Source organism: Cytophagaceae bacterium, assembly GCA_016722655.1.
Lineage (GTDB): Bacteria > Bacteroidota > Bacteroidia > Cytophagales > Spirosomataceae > Leadbetterella.
The window spans coordinates 964,055-983,192 of sequence record JADKIR010000004.1 but is presented as its reverse complement, the minus strand read 5'-3'; the positions used below and the strand labels follow the sequence as shown (position 1 = coordinate 983,192).

The 19,138-nt window shown below is 39.7% G+C and carries 15 protein-coding genes; 12 read left to right on the top strand and 3 right to left on the bottom strand.

Translation table 11 applies throughout. The features are described 5' to 3' along the window. Positions 1-137: 137 nt before the first annotated feature. Positions 138-1,409, top strand: a complete 1,272-nt coding sequence (locus tag IPP61_04890) for an Hsp70 family protein (GenBank protein MBL0324506.1) — start codon at positions 138-140, stop codon at positions 1,407-1,409. A 2-nt stretch (positions 1,410-1,411) separates the two neighbouring features. Here IPP61_04890 and IPP61_04885 read toward each other — a convergent pair whose 3' ends face one another. From IPP61_04885 to IPP61_04875, 3 genes are read right to left on the bottom strand one after another with little or no spacing between them, the layout of a single operon-like run. Beyond that, entirely contained in the window at positions 1,412-2,197 is a 786-nt protein-coding gene (locus tag IPP61_04885; GenBank protein MBL0324505.1) for a 5'-methylthioadenosine/adenosylhomocysteine nucleosidase, read from the bottom strand. Continuing rightward, on the bottom strand, positions 2,188-3,480 hold the full coding sequence (locus tag IPP61_04880; GenBank protein ID MBL0324504.1) for an NCS2 family permease: 1,293 nt from the start codon (positions 3,478-3,480) through the stop codon (positions 2,188-2,190). The genes IPP61_04885 and IPP61_04880 overlap by 10 nt, the downstream gene beginning before the upstream one ends. Before the next feature lie 51 nt (positions 3,481-3,531). Beyond that, positions 3,532-4,380 carry a hypothetical protein gene (locus IPP61_04875; GenBank protein MBL0324503.1) on the bottom strand — a complete coding sequence of 283 codons (849 nt, stop codon included), beginning with the start codon at positions 4,378-4,380 and terminating at the stop codon, positions 3,532-3,534. 107 nt (positions 4,381-4,487) lie between these two features. On the opposite strand from IPP61_04875, the gene IPP61_04870 reads away from it, so the two are divergent. The 11 genes from IPP61_04870 to IPP61_04820 all read left to right on the top strand — a co-directional run bounded on the left by IPP61_04870 (position 4,488) and on the right by IPP61_04820 (position 18,850). Then, positions 4,488-5,177 carry an NUDIX hydrolase gene (locus tag IPP61_04870; GenBank protein MBL0324502.1) on the top strand — a complete coding sequence of 230 codons (690 nt, stop codon included), beginning with the start codon at positions 4,488-4,490 and terminating at the stop codon, positions 5,175-5,177. Between the two features lie 180 nt (positions 5,178-5,357). Then, on the top strand, positions 5,358-6,875 hold the full coding sequence (locus IPP61_04865; protein ID MBL0324501.1) for an alpha-N-arabinofuranosidase: 1,518 nt from the start codon (positions 5,358-5,360) through the stop codon (positions 6,873-6,875). 48 nt (positions 6,876-6,923) lie between these two features. Beyond that, complete coding sequence (locus IPP61_04860; protein MBL0324500.1) at positions 6,924-8,897, top strand: alpha-L-arabinofuranosidase; 1,974 nt, start codon at positions 6,924-6,926, stop codon at positions 8,895-8,897. Positions 8,898-8,974: 77 nt separating this feature from the next. Continuing rightward, positions 8,975-10,606, top strand: a complete 1,632-nt coding sequence (locus IPP61_04855; protein MBL0324499.1) for a ribulokinase — start codon at positions 8,975-8,977, stop codon at positions 10,604-10,606. Positions 10,607-10,647: 41 nt separating this feature from the next. Beyond that, positions 10,648-12,120, top strand: coding sequence for an L-arabinose isomerase (gene araA / locus IPP61_04850; GenBank protein ID MBL0324498.1), 1,473 nt, complete (start codon positions 10,648-10,650; stop codon positions 12,118-12,120). Positions 12,121-12,231: 111 nt separating this feature from the next. Further along, positions 12,232-12,591 (top strand): four helix bundle protein, encoded by a 360-nt coding sequence (locus IPP61_04845; protein ID MBL0324497.1) that lies wholly within the window; start codon positions 12,232-12,234, stop codon positions 12,589-12,591. A 47-nt stretch (positions 12,592-12,638) separates the two neighbouring features. After that, positions 12,639-13,337 carry an L-ribulose-5-phosphate 4-epimerase gene (locus IPP61_04840; protein ID MBL0324496.1) on the top strand — a complete coding sequence of 233 codons (699 nt, stop codon included), beginning with the start codon at positions 12,639-12,641 and terminating at the stop codon, positions 13,335-13,337. Between the two features lie 286 nt (positions 13,338-13,623). Further along, positions 13,624-15,279 (top strand): sodium/sugar symporter, encoded by a 1,656-nt coding sequence (locus IPP61_04835; protein MBL0324495.1) that lies wholly within the window; start codon positions 13,624-13,626, stop codon positions 15,277-15,279. Positions 15,280-15,397: 118 nt separating this feature from the next. Next, entirely contained in the window at positions 15,398-17,017 is a 1,620-nt protein-coding gene (locus IPP61_04830) for a sodium/solute symporter (GenBank protein ID MBL0324494.1), read from the top strand. Between the two features lie 17 nt (positions 17,018-17,034). Further along, complete coding sequence (locus IPP61_04825; GenBank protein MBL0324493.1) at positions 17,035-18,177, top strand: galactose mutarotase; 1,143 nt, start codon at positions 17,035-17,037, stop codon at positions 18,175-18,177. Positions 18,178-18,466: 289 nt separating this feature from the next. After that, complete coding sequence (locus tag IPP61_04820) at positions 18,467-18,850, top strand: hypothetical protein (GenBank protein MBL0324492.1); 384 nt, start codon at positions 18,467-18,469, stop codon at positions 18,848-18,850. The last annotated feature ends 288 nt before the right edge of the window (positions 18,851-19,138 follow it).

Here is a 19,138-nt window from a genome sequence, read left to right as displayed (position 1 = left end):
ATAGGGGATGGGTATTGTTTTTTAAGAATTTTTGGATTGTTTCTTATTCATTTCAAATTTAAATACAGCTATTTTTTTCTCCCAAATTTTCCTCCCTATCTTTGTCCTCCCAAATCGGGCAGGAATCTTTTCAGAGCATGCAGAAATATATTTACGGGGTTGATTTTGGCACTTCCAACTCGGCATTGGCCATACTCGACCTCGAGTCCAAACAGGTCGTAAAGCTTTTTACAATACCTTCATTATTGTTTTTTAAGGAACCCAAAGTCCGGGGAGAAATGACCCAAATAGCCGTGGGCACCGAAGCGATTGAGCTTTATGTCAAAAACCGCATGGATGGCCGCTTTATGAAGTCTATCAAAAAAGTGCTGCCCAACAAGAGCTTTATCGATACCCGTATCGGAGCCAAACTTTACAAAGCGGAGGATCTGGTGGCTTTGATTCTTAAAAAATTGAAGACCATGGCCGACGAATATGTAGGTCAGGAAGTGAAAACGGCTGTAATGGGTCGCCCGGTGGTGTTTGATGAAAACCCTGAGCGTGATGCATTGGCCCAAAATAGGTTGGAAAATGCGGCCCGGCTGGTGGGTTTTGAGGAAATACACTTTCAGTTTGAGCCCGTGGGGGCAGCGTATGCTTACGAACGGGAGTCAGTGAGCCATCAATTGGTTTTAGTGGCCGATTTTGGAGGAGGGACTTCTGATTTTTCTTTGATGAAACTCAACCCGGGTGCCGCTGAACTCAGAGACCGAAGAAAAGATATGATCGGGCAGGGCGGGATTTATATCGGTGGCGACAGTTTTGACTCCGACATCATGTGGCACAAGGGTACGCCGCATTTTGGGCGAGGTGTAAAAGAGGAATTCACGCCTGGCAAGCCTCTCGATTTGCCACTTTCTTATTTTCAGAATATCTGTTCATGGGAGAAAATGAACTTTCTCGATACACTAAGGATGAAGCTCAGCATTCAGAAATCGTATAACTTTTCAGGAAAAGATTACAGGGTCAGGAATCTACAGATTTTGATTGAGGAAAATTTAGGATATTCGCTTTTCAAAGAAATAGAGAAGGCAAAAATCAATATTTCGAACGATCCGATGACCGATTTTAGATTTGAGCAAAGCGGCATCGTTTTAAATGAAACAATAGAATACCGGGAATTTTCGGAAACCATTATTTCGGAGAATCTTCAAAAAATCATGAATTACCTTGAGAGTTTTCTGGAAGATAAAAATATAAAACCTGGAGATATTGATGCCGTTTTTATGACAGGCGGAACGTCCCTACTTAAAACACTTCATGATGCCTTTTCCGAAAAATTTGGAAAGGACAAACTTAAATCAGGCGATAATTTCCACTCAGTGGCCAATGGACTGGCGTATAGTTATTGGAGTTTTGTGAAAAACTAAAATCACTCCGCCAAAATCCTCAAAACCAATCTGATGGCGTTTTCGGCGGCAGGCTTTACAAAGGTTCTGAAATCCACACTAGCGTTATTGTTGGCGTTGTCGGAGCAAGATCTGATAATCAGAAATCTAACTCCCCTTTGATAGGCAATTTGAGCCACGGCCGCCCCTTCCATTTCGGTAGCAAGAGTGTGATGTTTTTGATAAAGTTCAGCAGCTTTTTCATGACTCGACACAAATGCATCGCCGGTTGCAATTTTACCTTTAAATATTTGTGGCATATGGCCTTCGATAGGCTGAAATTTTACAAAAGCAGCTTCTGTTATCGCTTTTTTGGTCAAAATAGTATCACAAGCAAAAGCAAACGGGTTAGGTTTACCTTCGATTATGTTTCTGGTAGGCCAGCTTACCACTTTGTTGTCAGGAAGATATCTCACATAATCATGATGAAAAATCGAATCGGCTATTACAATGTCACCCGGCCGGGCATCAGGGTGCAGTCCGCCAGCTACTCCGGTAAAGATTATTTTTTCTATCGGATATTTTTCCAGCAAAAGTGCTGTGGAATACGCCGCATTTACCTTCCCAATCCCGCCTTTCATTACCACTACTTTTTGACCTTCGATTTTGCCTTCATAGAAAGTGAGATCGTGATGGGTTTTCACTTTCATTTTCTGCATATTTTCTTTCAAAAGCTCAATCTCCTCGGGCATAGCTCCGATGATAGCAATCTTTTGTGCAGCAATTTTCAAACTTAAAAACAGGATTATAAATAAGATTCTTACAGACATAAAGCTATGATTGACAAGATGTTGATGATGATTAAAACAGGAGAAGCTTCTTTTATTTTGCCCAAAAGTATTTTAATAATGGTATAACTCAAAAGGCCAAAAACTATCCCCTGGGTGATACTGTAGCTAAACGGAATAAAGCTTAATGCAATAAATGCCGGCAAGGCTTCCTCCAGATTGTGCCATTTTATGTCTTTTACCGGGTCCATCATAAAGGCTCCCACCAAAACCAGAGCTATTGAGCTTGCCGTAGCCGGAACCAACGAAACCAAAGGTGACAAAAACATGAGCGGTAAAAACAAAAATGCGGCAACAATGGCCGTTTGTCCGGTGCGACCGCCTTGTTGGATTCCTACAGCCGATTCAATGTAAGCCGTACCGGGACTGCTACCTGTAAGGCCCGCAACCAGTGTGGAGAATGCTTCGGTCATGAGCGATTGTTTCAGATTTCTTGGGTTACCGTCGGCGTCTTTGAGGTCAGCAGCTTCGGTTAGCCCAACGAGGGTCGAGATGCCGTCAAACATATCAGTGAATGCAAAAGCAAAAATGATGGGGATGTAACTGAATTTCAGGCTACCGAGAAAATCTGCCTGAAAAACCAAACTGAAATCAGGCCAGGCAAATAGGCCTGTATAATTGACCAGCGTAGGATTCCCGAAATTTACAGCCGAGGCATCGCCCCACCAGCGGCCAATAGGGATACACAGCAGAGTCGTGAGGGCTATTCCGGCGATAAGTGCCCCCGATTGTTTCTTTACTACCAAAATAGCAGTTACAAACAATCCCACAAAAAATGTAATAGTTAATGGGTCTTTTAAACTTCTCAAGCTCACCAAAGTGGCAGGATTATCCACTACAATGTGGGCATTTTGTAATCCCACAAAACAAATAAACAGGCCGATACCTACTGATACGCCTTTTCTTACATTATCAGGTATGGCTTTCAAAACAGCTTCTCTAAGGTTAAATGCTGAAATGAACATAAAAAAAACACCCGACCAGAATACCGCACCCAATGCTTCCTGGTAGGAGAGACCCATGTATTTTACTGCTGTGAAAGTAAAGAAGGCATTCATTCCCATGCCCGGAGCCACAATTATTGGGTTTTTGGCATACCAGCCCATCATGAGGCTACCCAAAAACGAAACCAGCACCGTGGAGGTCACCACTGCACCGAAGGGCATACCGGCCTGAGATAAAATGGCGGGATTCAACGCAAAAATATATACTGTGGCCAGAAAAGACGAGAAACCGGCGAGGACTTCAGTTTTTATGAGTTTCATTAAAGTAATTTTATTGGTCGGTAAAAGAAAATTTAAGATGAATATAAATTTTTAAAATTTAATCATTTCCACAGCTTTTTCGCAAAAGAGTGCAACTTTTTCAGGAAAAAAATCGAAATATAAGTCGGGCTCCAACATCTCTATTTCCATGATATGAAATTTGCCGCCTAACATTACGCCATCGATGCGACCAAAAAGAAATTCTTCTCCAAAGACTTTGAAAACAGGATTCAATTCTTTCAATAATTCCCAACCCGGCGAATAGGGGAGGTATTTCCCGCCAAATTGTTTTTGTACTCTAAAATCCCCCTCAATAGGTTTTTTTATGATAGAATGAGAATATTCATTTCCAAAAAATATCATTGAAATCTCGCCTTCTGTCTGTATTTCCGGTAAAAATGGTTGCAAAAGCCAGTCGCCATCTAAGGTTTTTGATCTGATATTCTCAGAATTTAAATCTCCTTCAGTAATGATTTCAGTTTTATATGACCCTGCCGAAACAGCCGGTTTCAAAACCATTTTTTGATATTTCAACAAATCATGGTTAGGAATTTCAGAATTATTATTCAAGAATATCGATGGAATAACCCTGTATCCCTTTTCAATAATATCTTTCAGGTAAAACTTATGGCTGTTTTTTCTAATGATTTTCAGGTCATTCAGCACTTTTACTTCTTTGGCTTCAAGAGTATCCAGCCATTTAACAAACTGGGGGAATTTGGTATAATAATCCCATGTATTTCTGATAATCACCGCATCAAAATTTTCCCAGAAAATTTCCTGGTCATCCCAGATAGTTGGGACGGCTTGAATATTATATTTTGCAAATTCCGGGATTAGTTTTTTGTCAGAATCCGACATTTCGGGAAGGCGTCCACAGGTAGCCAAGGCAATCTTCATGGGTAATTATTAAAATTTTTTCAAAAATATTGGAGTATCCACTTAATTTCATACAATTAAATAGAATAAAAATATAAATTTGTATTTAAAATAAATAAGCCCTTTCAATGTTGTATCCTCAGGAGTCCAGAATAATGCTGGCAATTGACTGTTGCATTTTCGGTTTTGACGGTGAAAATCTCAAGATTTTGTTGATTAAAAGAAATTTTGAACCCGAAAAAGGCAAGTGGTCACTAATGGGGGGCTTTATGCGGACCAATGAAGATCTTGAAAACGGAGCAAAACGCATTTTGAATGAACTTACCGGTCTGGACAATGTGTATATGGAACAACTTTTCAGCTATGGGAAAGTTGACCGTGACCCTGTGGAGCGTACATTATCTATTTGTTTTTTTGCCCTGATTAATATCAACGACCACGACCATGAGCTTGCGAAATCAAAAAATGGCTATTGGTTTTCGATGAACGAAATGCCTGATTTGATTTTTGATCATAGTGAAATGGTAAAAAAAGCCTTACATCAAATTCAATATAAGGCGGCATTACACCCGATTGGTTTTGAGTTACTTCCCGAAAAATTTACTATTCCACAGCTGCAGAAACTCTATGAGGCCATTTACGATATGCCTCTGGATCGCAGAAATTTCAGCAGAAAGATTCTTTCTACCGGCATATTGAAAGACACCGGTGAGAAAAACGAAAATTCGTCCACTAAAAAAGCCATTTTGTTTTCTCTTGACAAGGAAAAATATGAAAAGCAGTTTAATGCATTTCATTATTTTATGAGTATGAAATAACCTTTCGCTCAGGGTTTTCCGTAAAAGACAAAAATAATTTTCAGGGACTTGGAAAAATTAAAAAAAATCTGAGTTTCTTGTAATTAAAAAATATTTAAATATATTTGTGTCAAAATAACACAATTAAAGCAATTGTTCAACCTAAATAATTATATTGTGAAAAAATCGCTTATCTCTTTTATGTTGGTTTTGGTCGCGGCATTTTCTTTTGCTCAGACCAAAATAACAATCAATACTGATTTGGGTAAGACCCAGATTAGCAGACACATTTATGGTCATTTTGCAGAACACCTGGGTAGGTGTATTTATGGTGGCATGTATGTGGGTGAAGCCAACACCAAAATCCCTAATACTGCCGGCGTAAGAAATGATGTGATTCAGGCTCTCAGAGAATTGAAAGTACCTAACCTCAGATGGCCAGGCGGTTGTTTTGCCGATGCTTACCAATGGAAAGATGGTATTGGGCCAAAAGAAAAACGTCCAAAAATGGTAAACGTTTGGTGGGGTGGTGTAACCGAAGACAACAGCTTTGGTACGCATGATTTCCTTGATTTATGTGAAAAAATAGGAGCCGAGCCTTACCTCGCCGGAAATGTAGGTAGTGGTACTGTGCAGGATTTGTCAGACTGGGTAAGTTATGTGAATCAACCTACTGGTAGTCCGATGTCTGACCTTCGTATTCAAAATGGTCGTAAGCAACCCTGGAACGTTAAATTTTGGGGAGTAGGTAATGAAGCCTGGGGTTGTGGAGGAAACATGACCGCGGATTATTACGCCAATATATACCGCCAATATGCGACTTTTATGAAAGATATTACGCCCGAATCAAAACTGTATAAAGTAGCTTCGGGTGCGAGTAGTGATGATTTTGCCTGGACAGAGACATTGATGAAAAATATTCCGCACAATATGATGTCGGCATTGGCTTTACACCATTATTCCGTTTTGAGTTGGAGAGATACCAAAGGCCCGGCTGTTGGTTTTACCGAAGCCCAATATTTCAAAACTATGGAAGAAGCCTGGAAAATGGAAGAATTCGTTACCAAGCACAGTACCATCATGGACAAATATGATCCGGCTAAAAAAATCGATCTTATCGTTGACGAGTGGGGTGGCTGGTACGAAACTGATCCGGAAGGAAAAGGAGCCTTGTATCAACAAAATACCATGCGAGATGCCATGATTGCCGGACTTACACTCAATATTTTTAATAATCACGCCGACAGGGTACGTGGTGCCAACCTGGCTCAGATTGTAAATGTTTTGCAAGCAGTTATTCTTACCAATGAGGAAAAAATGTTGCTTACCCCCACATATCATGTCATGAAAATGTACAATGTACATCAGGATGCAACTTTAATTCCGATAAATATAGAATCTCCGAAATACGAATTTGATGGAAAAAAACTGACGGCAGTGTCTGTTTCAGCATCAAAAGATGCAACGGGAGCCTTAAATATCTCATTGACTAATATTGATTATGCCAAAACTCAGGAAGTTACAATAAACCTCAGAGGCGAGGACTTTACAAAAGTGACAGGTCAGATTTTATCTTCTGAAAAAATCACAGATCACAATGCTTTTGAAAGCCCAAATAAAGTAAATGTGAAAAACTTTACCGGTGCCAAAATCGAAAAAGGAGTTTTGAAGCTTACTATTCCGGCTTATGCTGTAGTGGTATTAAATGTCAAAAAGTAAGAAAGTCATAATTTTTACTTTTCTTTGATTGGTAAAAAACCTTAATAAATGAGAAAAACATTTCAGATATTATCGGGAATGATCATAAGCCTGGGCGTAATTGCTCAGGCCCCTCCCAAAATCGAAATTGATGCCACCAGGCCTTTGGTGCCCATTCAATCTACCATGTATGGTGTATTTTTTGAAGATATCAATTTTGCAGCCGATGGGGGCTTATATGCCGAATTGATTAAAAACCGGTCGTTTGAATTTGAATATCCATGGATGGGATGGAAGCATCTTCCTAATGCTGAAACTCGTTTCAGTAACACCAATGAATTAACCATTTACAACAATTCGAAAGTTTCTCCAACCAACCCCAAAGTAGTTAGGGTTGAAAAAAGAGATGCTTCACAGTTTATTGGGATTCAAAATGAAGGTTTTGACGGTGTAGGTCTGAAAAGTGGAGCAAAATATGATTTTTCGGCAATGGTGAGGTCCAACAAAGGATATATTTCAATTGAAGTCCAATTACTTAATGAAAAAGATCAGGTAATTGGCACTACGATTATCGATAAAATTCCGATGAATTGGGGGAAAATCGAAGGAGTTATCACTTCTTCAGAGACTGTTCAGAAGGGTAAAGTCAATATTTTGTTTTTAGGACAAGGACAGTTAGATATTGATTTAATTTCTCTTTTTCCTCAGGATACCTGGAAAGGAAGAAAAGGAGGTTTGAGAAAAGATTTGGTTCAATTACTCGCTGAGATGAAACCCGGATTTGTAAGGTTTCCCGGTGGATGTATAGTAGAAGGCCGAACCTTAGCCGAAAGATATCAATGGAAAAAAACGGTTGGAAAAGTGGAAGAACGGGAATTGCTCATCAATCGTTGGAACAAAGAATTCAGCCATCGTTCAGCCCCTGATTATTTCCAGACTTTTGGTTTGGGTTTCTTTGAGTATTTCCAGCTTTGTGAAGACATAGGTGCAGAACCTGTGCCAATTCTTTCATGTGGTTTAGCCTGTCAGTTTAATTCCTCAGAAATGCAGCCACTTGATGAGATTGACCCTTATGTGCAAGACGCCATCGATCTTATTTCATTTGCCAATGACCCCGTAAGTACGAAATGGGGCGGATTAAGGGCTGAAATGGGCCATCCTGAGCCTTTTAACCTAAAAATGATAGGAGTAGGAAATGAACAATGGGGAGAAGAATATTTTGAAAGATATGAAATAATTGCTGCTGCCATCAGGGCAAAATACCCCGATGTAAAAATCATTTCGGGGACCGGTCCTTTTGCCGAGGGGGAAATGTTTGAACAAGCCGAAAAAGCTCTTACGAAACTTAAGCCCAATCTCGTTGACGAACATTACTATAAGCCACCAAAATGGTTTTTAGAAAATGCTTCCCGCTATGATAAATATGACAGGGAGCGATATAAAATATTTGCCGGAGAATACGCCGCACATCCCAAAGGTACAGATCAGCCCGAAAGTCGCAATAATTGGGAGGGAGCATTGGCTGAGGCCGCATTTATGACCGGATTGGAAAGAAATGCGGATGTGGTTTACATGTGCTCTTATGCCCCACTTTTTGCACATATCAATAAATGGCAATGGAATCCTGACCTGATTTGGTTTGACAATCTCAAAGCTTTCGGAACTCCAAGTTATTATGTTCAAAAATTATATGCCAATAACCCGGGAAGTAAAACTTTACCGATTCAGTCAGGTGGAGAAAATCTTGCAGGGGAAAATGGAATTTATGCCAATGCATCATTGGATGAAAAATCCAGAGAAGTGATTGTTAAAATCGTTAATACATCCGAAAAAGAGAGTATTTATGAGCTAAATATCAAAGGGATGCCGAAGAAAACTTCAGGGAAGTTATGGACATTGAAAGCCAATGACCTTAACGGATATAATTCGCTCCAAAATCCACAAAATATTTTTCCTATTGAGTCAGAACTTACGATTGAAAAAGGAAAGTTAAGTGCCAGACTTGAACCGAATGCATTTTATGTATTTAGAATGAGGAAATAATTGAAAATATTATTAAAATTTTTAAAAATAAATTAATATTGTGTCAAAAATACACAATATTAAAATCTGATTAAATTATGAAATATACCATTGGTCTGGATTACGGTACCGACTCAGTAAGAGCACTGGTAGTAGACCAAAACGGGAAAGAAGTAGCATCGCATGTTCATTATTATCAGCGATGGAAAGAAGGAAAATATTGTAAGCCTGCAGAATCGCAGTTTCGTCAGCATCCCTTAGATTACATTGAAGGGTTAGAGAACTCAGTAATTCAAGCTCTAAAAGTTGCCGGAGAAGATGTAAGTAAAAACGTAGTCGGTATCTCGGTCGATACCACGGGCTCTACACCGGTAGCTGTTGATAAAGCAGGGACCCCACTTTCTCTTTTGCCGGAATTTTCCGAGAACCCCAACGGAATGTTTATTCTTTGGAAAGATCATACTGCCAACCAGGAAGCAGAAGAAATCAACACCCTTGCTCATAGCTGGAAAATAGACTACACCAAGTATGTTGGAGGTATCTATTCTTCAGAATGGTATTGGGCAAAAATCCTCAGAACTATAAGGGTTGACGAAAAAGTAAGAGAAGCTGCATTTTCTTGGGTTGAGCATTGTGACTGGGTTTCGGCTCTTTTGACAGGTAATACAGATCCCAAAACTCTTAAAAGGAGTCGTTGTGCGGCAGGGCATAAAGCCATGTGGCACGAAGAATTCGGTGGCTTACCGGCGGAAGATTTCCTGGTTGCCCTTGATCCGCTTTTGGCGGGAATCAGAGACAGACTTTTCTCTGAAACCTATACTTCAGACCAGGCAATGGGTACTATTTCTAAAGAATGGGCTCAAAAACTTGGATTGCCAGAGAATGTAACCATCGGCGTGGGTGCTTTTGATGCCCACATGGGTGGTGTCGGTGCCGAAATCGAAGCTTATTCTTTGGTAAGGGTAATGGGTACTTCAACATGTGATATGCTTATCGCTCCTAATGAAGAGGTTTCAGGAAAACTCGTGAAAGGTATTTGCGGGCAGGTAGATGGCTCGATAGTTCCCGGAATGCTGGGTTTAGAAGCCGGTCAGTCGGCTTTTGGAGATGTGTATGCCTGGTTTCAGAGATTGATTTTGGGACCTGTAAATGATTTGATTTCTGATGAATCCGAAAAGCAAAAACTAGCTGATAAACTAATACCTCATTTGAGTGAAAAAGCAGCATCTCTTCCTTTAACCGAAAATGACCCGATAGCATTAGATTGGTTCAATGGTCGCCGTACTCCGGATGCTAACCATACTTTGAAAGGAGCGATTAGTGGATTGAATTTAGGAAGTGATGCAGCAGTAGTTTTTAAAGCACTTGTAGAGGCAACCGCTTTTGGCTCAAAAGCCATTGTAGATCGTTTTGTTTATGAAGGAATTCCAATCAAACAAGTGATTGCGATTGGTGGAGTGGCCAAAAAATCGGCTTTTGTAATGCAAACTTTGTCAGATGTTTTAAATATGCCCATCAAAGTGGTATCATCAGATCAGGCATGTGCATTGGGTGCGGCTATGAATTCGGCTGTGGCCAGTGGGCTTTATGGTACCATTAAAGAGGCACAGGATGCCATGGGTTCAGGTTTTGATGTCGAGTATTTTCCTGACAAAAATAAAGTTGTAACGTATAATATCCTATATAAAAAATATTTAGCTTTTGGTGAATATGTAGAATTTGGCAACTAATCATAGATGCAAATAAATCGAAAGCCTTAAAACAAATTAAAATGATAGATTTAAAAAATTACGAAGTTTGGTTTATAACCGGAAGCCAACATTTATATGGAGAAGAAACACTTCGAAAAGTAGATGAACATTCAAAAATCATAGCCGAAGCTTTTGATGCTTCCACTTCAATCCCTGTCAAAGTGGTGTTTAAGCCGGTAGTTAAGACTCCGGAAGAGATTTTAACGATTTGCAATGAAGCCAACTATTCGAAAAGCTGTATTGGTATCATCACCTGGATGCACACTTTTTCACCATCAAAAATGTGGATCAAAGGTTTGACAGCCCTTCAAAAGCCTTTACTTCACCTGCATACCCAATTTAACAGAGATATTCCTTTTGACGAAATCGATATGGATTTCATGAACCTCAATCAGTCGGCACATGGCGACCGTGAGCATGGATTTATATTGACAAAAATGAAAATCAACCGCAAAATAGTGGTGGGTCACTGGCAAGATGCTCGCGTGCAGGCACAAATTGGCATTTGGTCACGAGTAGCATTGGGTAGAAATGAAATGAAAAACCTTAAACTGGCCCGTTTTGGTGACAATATGCGTCAGGTGGCTGTGACTGAGGGCAACAAGGTATCGGCTGAAGAAAAGTTTGGATTGGCTGTTAATACCTTTGCAGTAGGTGATTTGGTAAAAGTTATAAATCAGATTTCTGATGCAGAAATTGCCGCATTGATAAAAGAATATGAGGCTAGCTATGAAATGATGGCTTCACTGAAATCTGACGGAGTGATGAGATCTTCACTTGTCGAAGCTGCCCGTATTGAGCTCGGAATCAAAGCATTCCTTGAAGATGGGGATTTTGGAGCATATACCAATACTTTCGAGGACCTACATGGCATGAGACAATTACCGGGAATAGGTTCGCAGCGTATGATGGCTGCAGGTTATGGATATGGCGGTGAAGGTGACTGGAAAACCTCAGCTATGGTGAGAGTAATGAAAGTTATGGCGACAGGTTTGGAAGGTGGTAACTCTTTTATGGAAGATTACACCTATCATTTTGACCCGGCCAATCCGATGGTTCTGGGCTCACATATGCTGGAGATTTGTCCGACCATAGCTGCCGGAAAAGTGAATTGTGAGGTGCATCCGCTTGGGATAGGTGGTAAAGAAGATCCGGTAAGGTTGGTTTTCAATGCAGGAGCAGGTCCAGCTCTAAATGTGAGCTTGATTGATTTGGGAAGTAAATTCAGACTTTTGGTCAACGAAGTAGAGGCGGTAGAAGTAACCGAGAAGTTTCCTAAACTACCCACTGCCCGTGCACTCTGGAAACCGCAACCAAGTATTGAAGTAGGCTTACAGGGTTGGCTGATGGCAGGTGGAGCACACCATACCGTTTATAGCCAAAACCTTACAACCGAATATCTGGAAGATTTTGCTGAGATGTTTGATTTGGAATTGGTGGTGATTGATGCGGATACTAAGATTAGGGATTTGAGGGGGCAGTTGAGGTTTTGATTTAGATTATAAAAGTTGGTAAGAGAGAAAGATGGAAAGGTGGTAAGTTTTGAATTACTTGAATTAATTTTTAAACACTTTTAACTTTTATTAATTATGGAAACATCTAAAATTAAATCTTACCGTGAGCTACTTATTTGGCAAAAATCAATTCTGGTGGTTACCAATATTTATAAACTAACAAGAGATTTTCCGAAAGAAGAGCTATTTGGAATTACCTCTCAAATGCGAAGGTGTGCCATATCTATTCCTTCCAACATTGTTGAAGGATTCGGCAGGAAATCCCAGGGGGATTTTAAAAGGTTTTTGAATATATCATTAGGGTCAACTTATGAATTACAAACTCAAATAGAAATATCTCAAAACTTGGAATACCTAAATACTGAAAATTATAAATATCTAATGGAAAGCTGTGTTGAGTTAGAAAAAATGATGAATTCTTTAGTAAGTAAAATAAAAGCAAAGGGCTAAAAAAACTTACCAACTTTCTAACTTTCCACCTTACCAACTAAAATTATATGTATAAAGAACTCAAACAAGAATGCTTCGAAGCCAATATGCAGTTGCCAAAATTGGGGCTGGTATTGTTTACATTTGGAAATGTAAGTGCAGTTGACCGGGAAAAGGGGGTTTTTGCAATTAAGCCTAGTGGAGTGCCCTATGAGTTTCTGAAACCAGAGGATATTGTAATCATGGATTATGATGCCAAAGTGGTGGAGGGGACAATGAGGCCATCATCTGACACCAAAACCCATGCTTTGCTTTATAAAACCTGGGACGATATAGGCGGAATTACACATACGCACAGTACCTACGCAGTAGCATGGGCACAGGCAGGAATGGACATACCAATCATGGGCACCACTCATGCCGACCATACGCATCAGGATATTCCATGTGCACCAGTACTTTCAGATAAGATGATAGAGGGAGATTATGAATATGAGTCGGGAAATCAGATTTTCGGGGTATTTGCGGGAAAAGGTTTGTCGTATAAAGAGGTTGAAATGGTTTTGTTGCAAAATCATGGGCCTTTTACCTGGGGTAAAGATGCCGCAAAGAGCGTTTACAACGCAGCGGTATTAGAAGAAGTGGCCAGGATGGCTTTCCTGACTTTGCAGATTAATCCTAATACTCCCCGGATAAAAGATACGCTAAGGATGAAGCATTACGAGCGTAAGCATGGAAAGAATGCCTACTATGGGCAGGGGTGTTAAAGTGCTGAGTTCAGGGTTGCGAGTACCGAGTGCCAAATTCAGAAAGAAGACAACCAATTGATTCGTTACTCGCTACAAATAACTCGGAACTAAAAATTGCGTAAGGGATGGAAGCGGTTACCCCGCACCACGCCCAAAAGGCGTGGGAGGAGTAGTAGCGAACAGCCCGACCCCGGTCACGCCAAAGCGGGAGTGGGGATACGCTCAAAAAGATAAAATAATAATTTTGAATATGTGAAGCCTCCGGGTGGAGGTTTTTTTGATTTTTACTTCTAAAAATAACCTTATGAAACTCGGTTTAGAAACACTGGATTATCTGATTTTTTTGGTGTATTTTGTGATTGTGGCTGTGTATGGCTACTGGATCTATAAGCACAAAGGCAAGCAGTCTGCCGATTCCAAAGACTTTTTTCTGGCCGAAGGGTCACTGACCTGGTGGGCGATCGGGGCGTCAATTATTGCTTCAAATATCTCTGCTGAGCAGTTTATCGGAATGAGCGGGCAGGCGTTTCAGTTGGGAATCGCGATATCGGTTTATGAGCTGGTGGGCGGTCTTACGCTGGTGCTGATTGCAGTGTATTTTCTACCGATGTATATCAACAACGGGATTTTTACGATGCCGCAGTTTTTGCAGGTACGTTATAACAAGAATCTGGCTTTGATAATGGCCGTTTTCTGGTTGTTTTTGTATGTATTGGTTAACCTTTCTTCGATTATTTACCTTGGTGCCTTGAGTCTGGAAAAGATGACGGGCTTTGGGTTTATGACCAGTGCTTTGTTTTTGACAGTTTTCGCTATCATTATTACTTTAGGCGGGATGAAGGTTATCGGTTATACTGATGTAATCCAGGTGTTTTTCCTTGTGGTAGGAGGTCTGGCAACTACTTATCTTGCTTTGAGCTTGCTTTCTGACAAAGTGGGAACCGGTGCCGGAGTGATGGAGGGGCTAGGCCTGATTAGATCCAAGGCCGACAGCCACCTGCACATGGTTTTTAGTCCGGGACAGTATCAGGTGCATGACGGCAAGGGTGGTTTTATCGATGCTTATAAGCAATTGCCAGGTTTGCTGATGTTTATAATGGGCGGAATGTTTGTGGTTAATCTTAACTATTTTGGATGTAACCAGTACATGACTCAGCGGGCTTTGGGTGCTGACTTGAAGACAGCCAGAAATGGGGTGCTTTTTGCTGCTTTTTTAAAGTTTTTGATGCCTTTTATAGTAGTTCTTCCGGGGTTGGCTGCCTATGTGTTGTTTCAGGAAAATGCCGATGCAGGTATTGTTAACGGAATTTCAGAAAGTGGGATTGTGAAACCTGACAATGCCTATCCGGTACTTTTGAATATATTGCCTACCGGCTTGAAAGGACTTGCCTTTGCGGCACTGACAGCTGCTATTGTGGCTTCTTTAGCAGGGAAAGCCAATAGTATATCGACCATCTATATTTTGGATATCCATCAGAAATATTTCAATAAAACGATGTCAGAAAAACAAACGGTGCGATACGGTCGTATTGCTATCGTGATTTCTTTTATGATTGCGTTGTTAATCAGTCCCTTGTTGAAAAACTTTGGTCAGGGTTTTGAGTATATTCAGGAATACACCGGGTTTATTAGTCCTGGTATCACCGCGATATTCTTGTTTGGATTTTTCTGGAAAAAAACTACGGCCAAGGGTGCAACTGCCGCTGCTGTATTGAGTATTCCGCTTTCGGCTTTGTTGAAATTCCAATGGCCAGATTTACCATTTCTAAACAGAATGGGTGTGGTGTTCTGGGTTTGTTCTTTAGTTTTGGTTGTTATCAGCCTGATTGAGTCAAAAGGAAAAGACAGCGAGACCGCTTTTGAGGTAGATAAGAAATGGTTTAATGTGACAAACGAGTTTAAGGTAGGTGCAGTGATGCTTATCGGATTTTTTGTTTTGATTTACAGTATTTTCTGGTAAAATGGATTAATAACTGGTAAAATGGATTAATAATTAGAAGTGTATATTTAACATTTAAAATAAATTTATATTTTTGTATAGTATAACAAAATCGAAAATCAACCTTTAAAAAAACAATATGATACAATCATTTGATTTTGCAGACTGGCTCGTGATCGGGCTTTACTTCGCAGTTTTGTTGGGACTCGCCTGGTGGGTGGTTTCTCAAAAAGCCAATACTTCAGAGGACTACTTTCTTGCCGGCCGAAATATGGGTTGGTTTGTAGTAGGATCCTCAATATTTGCATCCAATATTGGATCGGAACACGTGGTGGGTTTAGCAGGCTCAGGGGCGGGAGGAAAGATACCCTTATTGATTTATGAGCTCCATGCCTGGATAGTAGTTATGATGGGATGGGTTTTTCTACCATTTTATCTCAGAAGCAGGGTTTTTACTATGCCTGAGTTTCTGGAAAGAAGATTTGATGCCCGAAGCCGCTGGTTTTTATCAGTTTTTTCTCTTTTAGCGTACGTATTAACAAAAGTTTCAGTAACGGTTTACGCCGGAGGTATTGTAATTGCCTCACTTTTGCACATTGATTTTTGGACAGGAGCCCTTGCGACAGTAATTCTAACCGGTCTATACACGATTTTGGGAGGAATGAAAGCCGTGGTTTATACGGAGACCCTACAGACAATAGTTTTGGTGATTGGTGCGGGTACTCTTACTTATTTTGGACTTAGTGCAGCTGGTGGCTGGGAAGCTACTAAAGCCGCATTACCGGCAGGTTACCTAAATATGTGGAGACCGGCAACAGATCCTAACTTTCCCTGGCCATCATTAGTAATGACCAGTACTATTGTTGGTACCTGGTATTGGTGTACCGACCAGTATATTATTCAGCGAGCACTTGCTGCCGATGGTTTAAAAGAGGGTAGAAGAGGGGCGATATTCGGTGGTTTTTTGAAACTTCTGCCTGTTTTCCTTTTCCTTATTCCTGGAGTGGTGGCTTTGGCACTTAAAAATATGGGAAAACTTCAATGGGAATCTGCTGACCAGGCTTTTGCTACTTTATTAATGAATACAATGCCTTCCGGATTACGTGGATTAGTGGCTGCTGGTCTGCTAGCAGCATTGATGAGCTCATTGGCATCTGTATTTAACTCTTGCTCAACTTTGTTTACAGTAGATATCTATAAAAAACTCAGACCAGAGGCTACTGAAAAGAATTTGATAAAAATTGGTAGGTTAGCAACCGGATTTGTTGTTTTGGTTGGTATTCTTTGGATACCTATTATGCAGAATATTTCCGGTGTACTTTACGAATACCTGCAATCGGTACAATCGTATATAGCTCCTCCGATCGCAGCTGTATTTTTATTGGGAATTTTCTTTAAAAGAATCAACTCACAGGGTGCTCTGGCTACATTAGTTACCGGTCTTATTGTGATGGTTTTAAGGCTTTCACTTGAGTTGGGAGGCAAAAATCTTGATCCAGATAGTTTCTTGTATATATTTGGTCAAACCAACTTCCTTACTTTTGGTTCATTGTTTTTCCTTTTCTCGGTGGCTGTTGCTGTTGTAGTTAGTTTACTTACACCTGCACAAACCAATGAGCAGCTTGAAGGATTGACATTTTCTACCATTCCTCCTGAACAAAAAGCTGCAAGTGAAGTCAGCTATAACTGGGTTGATATTGTTACCTCAATCGGTGTGATATTGATTGTGATTTATGTTATGATAAGTTTTGCAGGTTAAAATAAAAAATTTGAAAAATGGATAAACTAATAATTGCCATAATATCACTTGCAACTTGGGCGTGTGGAGGCAATAAAAATGATGATAATAATATGTCGTACAGTAAAATTGATGTTAAGCCTTTTGGAATATTGGCAAACGGCGATAGCGTGACATCATACACGCTTAAAAATTCCAATGGAATGGAAGTTGAAATAATTAATCTGGGTGGAACCATTGTAAGATGGACTGCCCCTGATAAAAACGGGAAATTCGAAGATATCACATTGGGTGTTAATGATCCCAAAGTATATCTGGGGCCTGCGAGATACCTTGGAGCTCTTATTGGGAGATTTGGTAACCGTATAGCCAAAGGGAAATTTTCTATTGACGGTACAGAATATACTCTGGCTAAAAATAATGGCCCTAATTCCCTTCATGGAGGTCGGGTAGGTTTTAACGCCAAAATTTGGAAAGTTGAGCCAAAAGACGGATCAGAGCCATCACTTAAATTAAGTCTTCTTTCAAAAGATGGTGAAGAGGGATATCCGGGAAATCTTAATGTAGAGGTAGTTTATACGCTCAACAAAGACAATTCTTTGAAAATTGCATATAAAGCAACTACAGATAAAAATACAGTAATAAACATGACAAATCATGCTTATTTTAATCTGCAAGGTGAAGGCAATGGTGATATTCTTGATCATGAACTACAACTTTCTGCCAGTAAGTTTTTACCGGTAGATGGTGGATTAATTCCCACCGGAGAGCTTAAGGATGTGAAAGGTACACCATTTGATTTTCTTACTTCTCATAAAATAGGAGATAAAATCAATGAAACTACTGATACACAGATAAAATTGGGAGGAGGGTATGATCATTGCTGGGTGTTTGATGATGCCAAAAATAGTCTGAAATCTGTGGCAATGGTGCATGAACCGGTATCTGGCCGCACAATGGAAGTGATTACTACTGAGCCTGCTGTACAGTTTTATACCGGAAACTTCCTGGATGGAAAGGCAACTGGTAAATCTGGTAAAAAATATGAGTACCGTTACGGTTTTTGTCTGGAAACCCAACATTTTCCTGATTCGCCTAACCAAAGTGCATTTCCGACTACTTTGTTGAAACCGGGCGAAACCTATTCTACTACTACTATCTATAAGTTTGGAGTTAAGTAAACTTTTCTATATAAATGCAGAAAGCCACGGGGGAATTTTCCGTGGCTTTTTTTCAAATTAAATAAAAAATTGGCGAATAATATCGCTTCCAAGTTCACATTTTGTGTGGAATGAAGGGCAGTGAGCATGGTTTTTTACCTGAAAAAAATAACAAATCCAACATTATTTTGTAAACATCTAAGACAGGATGGAAAGGCTATGTTGATTTTTTACATTCCATTTGTTGACAGTCATCATATTATTTTTCAATACAAATGTTTTGCTTTGGTATATAAAATTCAGTAAAACAATGGACAATAAAGCGTATATCTTCGAGCTGCATGATGAGCACACCAAATGGTTGAATGATTTGAAGTTTTACAAAGATCAACTCAAAAAATTTGAAGAGCGATTGGCTCACATCAGTGCAAAAAATCCTGATAAAGAAGTGAAGATTCAGGTAGAAAAATTTCAAAACAGATTTTTGATTCAAAGAAACGAGATTGATTATTTCCGTCATGACATCAAACAACAAGAAAACGAATTAGAATTAGAAGAACAAACAGCCCCAATTGTATCTGTGGAACGCACCCTCGAAGAAGAAGAGGCCTTAAAAGAAAGAAGAGAAACTTTCGTTAGCCTTTTTGAGGAAATGAAAAAAGAATTTAATGTATTTGTGGAGGAACATTTATAGTTTGCTCCGATTATGAAACCCTTCTGAGAAGGGAAATTTTAAAAAGCCACCTTTGGTCATGCTCAGGTGGCTTTGTTCGTTTTATAATTTTGGTGAAAAAATTACCTACGATTTTTTAATGCTTAGCTTTTAAAATAAATTGCCCTTTCCAGGCTTCATTTTTTGTTTTTTGAAAGTAAGATTTCAGGTTTTTAAATAATTGTAAAATGGAAAGAAATTTTGTTGAGTTTGTTCTTTAATAGAAAATACAATTACTTCTGGGGGAATTTCTATTAAGCGGTTAATCTA

Excerpts from the sequence above, each read along its gene's own strand:
- IPP61_04890 (MBL0324506.1), top strand. The coding sequence starts at position 138 with ATGCAGAAATATATTTACGGGGTTGATTTTGGCACTTCCAACTCGGCA.
- IPP61_04885 (MBL0324505.1), bottom strand. The coding sequence starts at position 2,197 with ATGTCTGTAAGAATCTTATTTATAATCCTGTTTTTAAGTTTGAAAATT.
- IPP61_04880 (MBL0324504.1), bottom strand. The coding sequence starts at position 3,480 with ATGAAACTCATAAAAACTGAAGTCCTCGCCGGTTTCTCGTCTTTTCTG.
- IPP61_04875 (MBL0324503.1), bottom strand. The coding sequence starts at position 4,380 with ATGAAGATTGCCTTGGCTACCTGTGGACGCCTTCCCGAAATGTCGGAT.
- IPP61_04870 (MBL0324502.1), top strand. The coding sequence starts at position 4,488 with ATGTTGTATCCTCAGGAGTCCAGAATAATGCTGGCAATTGACTGTTGC.
- IPP61_04865 (MBL0324501.1), top strand. The coding sequence starts at position 5,358 with ATGTTGGTTTTGGTCGCGGCATTTTCTTTTGCTCAGACCAAAATAACA.
- IPP61_04860 (MBL0324500.1), top strand. The coding sequence starts at position 6,924 with ATGAGAAAAACATTTCAGATATTATCGGGAATGATCATAAGCCTGGGC.
- IPP61_04855 (MBL0324499.1), top strand. The coding sequence starts at position 8,975 with ATGAAATATACCATTGGTCTGGATTACGGTACCGACTCAGTAAGAGCA.
- araA (MBL0324498.1), top strand. The coding sequence starts at position 10,648 with ATGATAGATTTAAAAAATTACGAAGTTTGGTTTATAACCGGAAGCCAA.
- IPP61_04840 (MBL0324496.1), top strand. The coding sequence starts at position 12,639 with ATGTATAAAGAACTCAAACAAGAATGCTTCGAAGCCAATATGCAGTTG.
- IPP61_04835 (MBL0324495.1), top strand. The coding sequence starts at position 13,624 with ATGAAACTCGGTTTAGAAACACTGGATTATCTGATTTTTTTGGTGTAT.
- IPP61_04830 (MBL0324494.1), top strand. The coding sequence starts at position 15,398 with ATGATACAATCATTTGATTTTGCAGACTGGCTCGTGATCGGGCTTTAC.
- IPP61_04825 (MBL0324493.1), top strand. The coding sequence starts at position 17,035 with ATGGATAAACTAATAATTGCCATAATATCACTTGCAACTTGGGCGTGT.
- IPP61_04820 (MBL0324492.1), top strand. The coding sequence starts at position 18,467 with ATGGACAATAAAGCGTATATCTTCGAGCTGCATGATGAGCACACCAAA.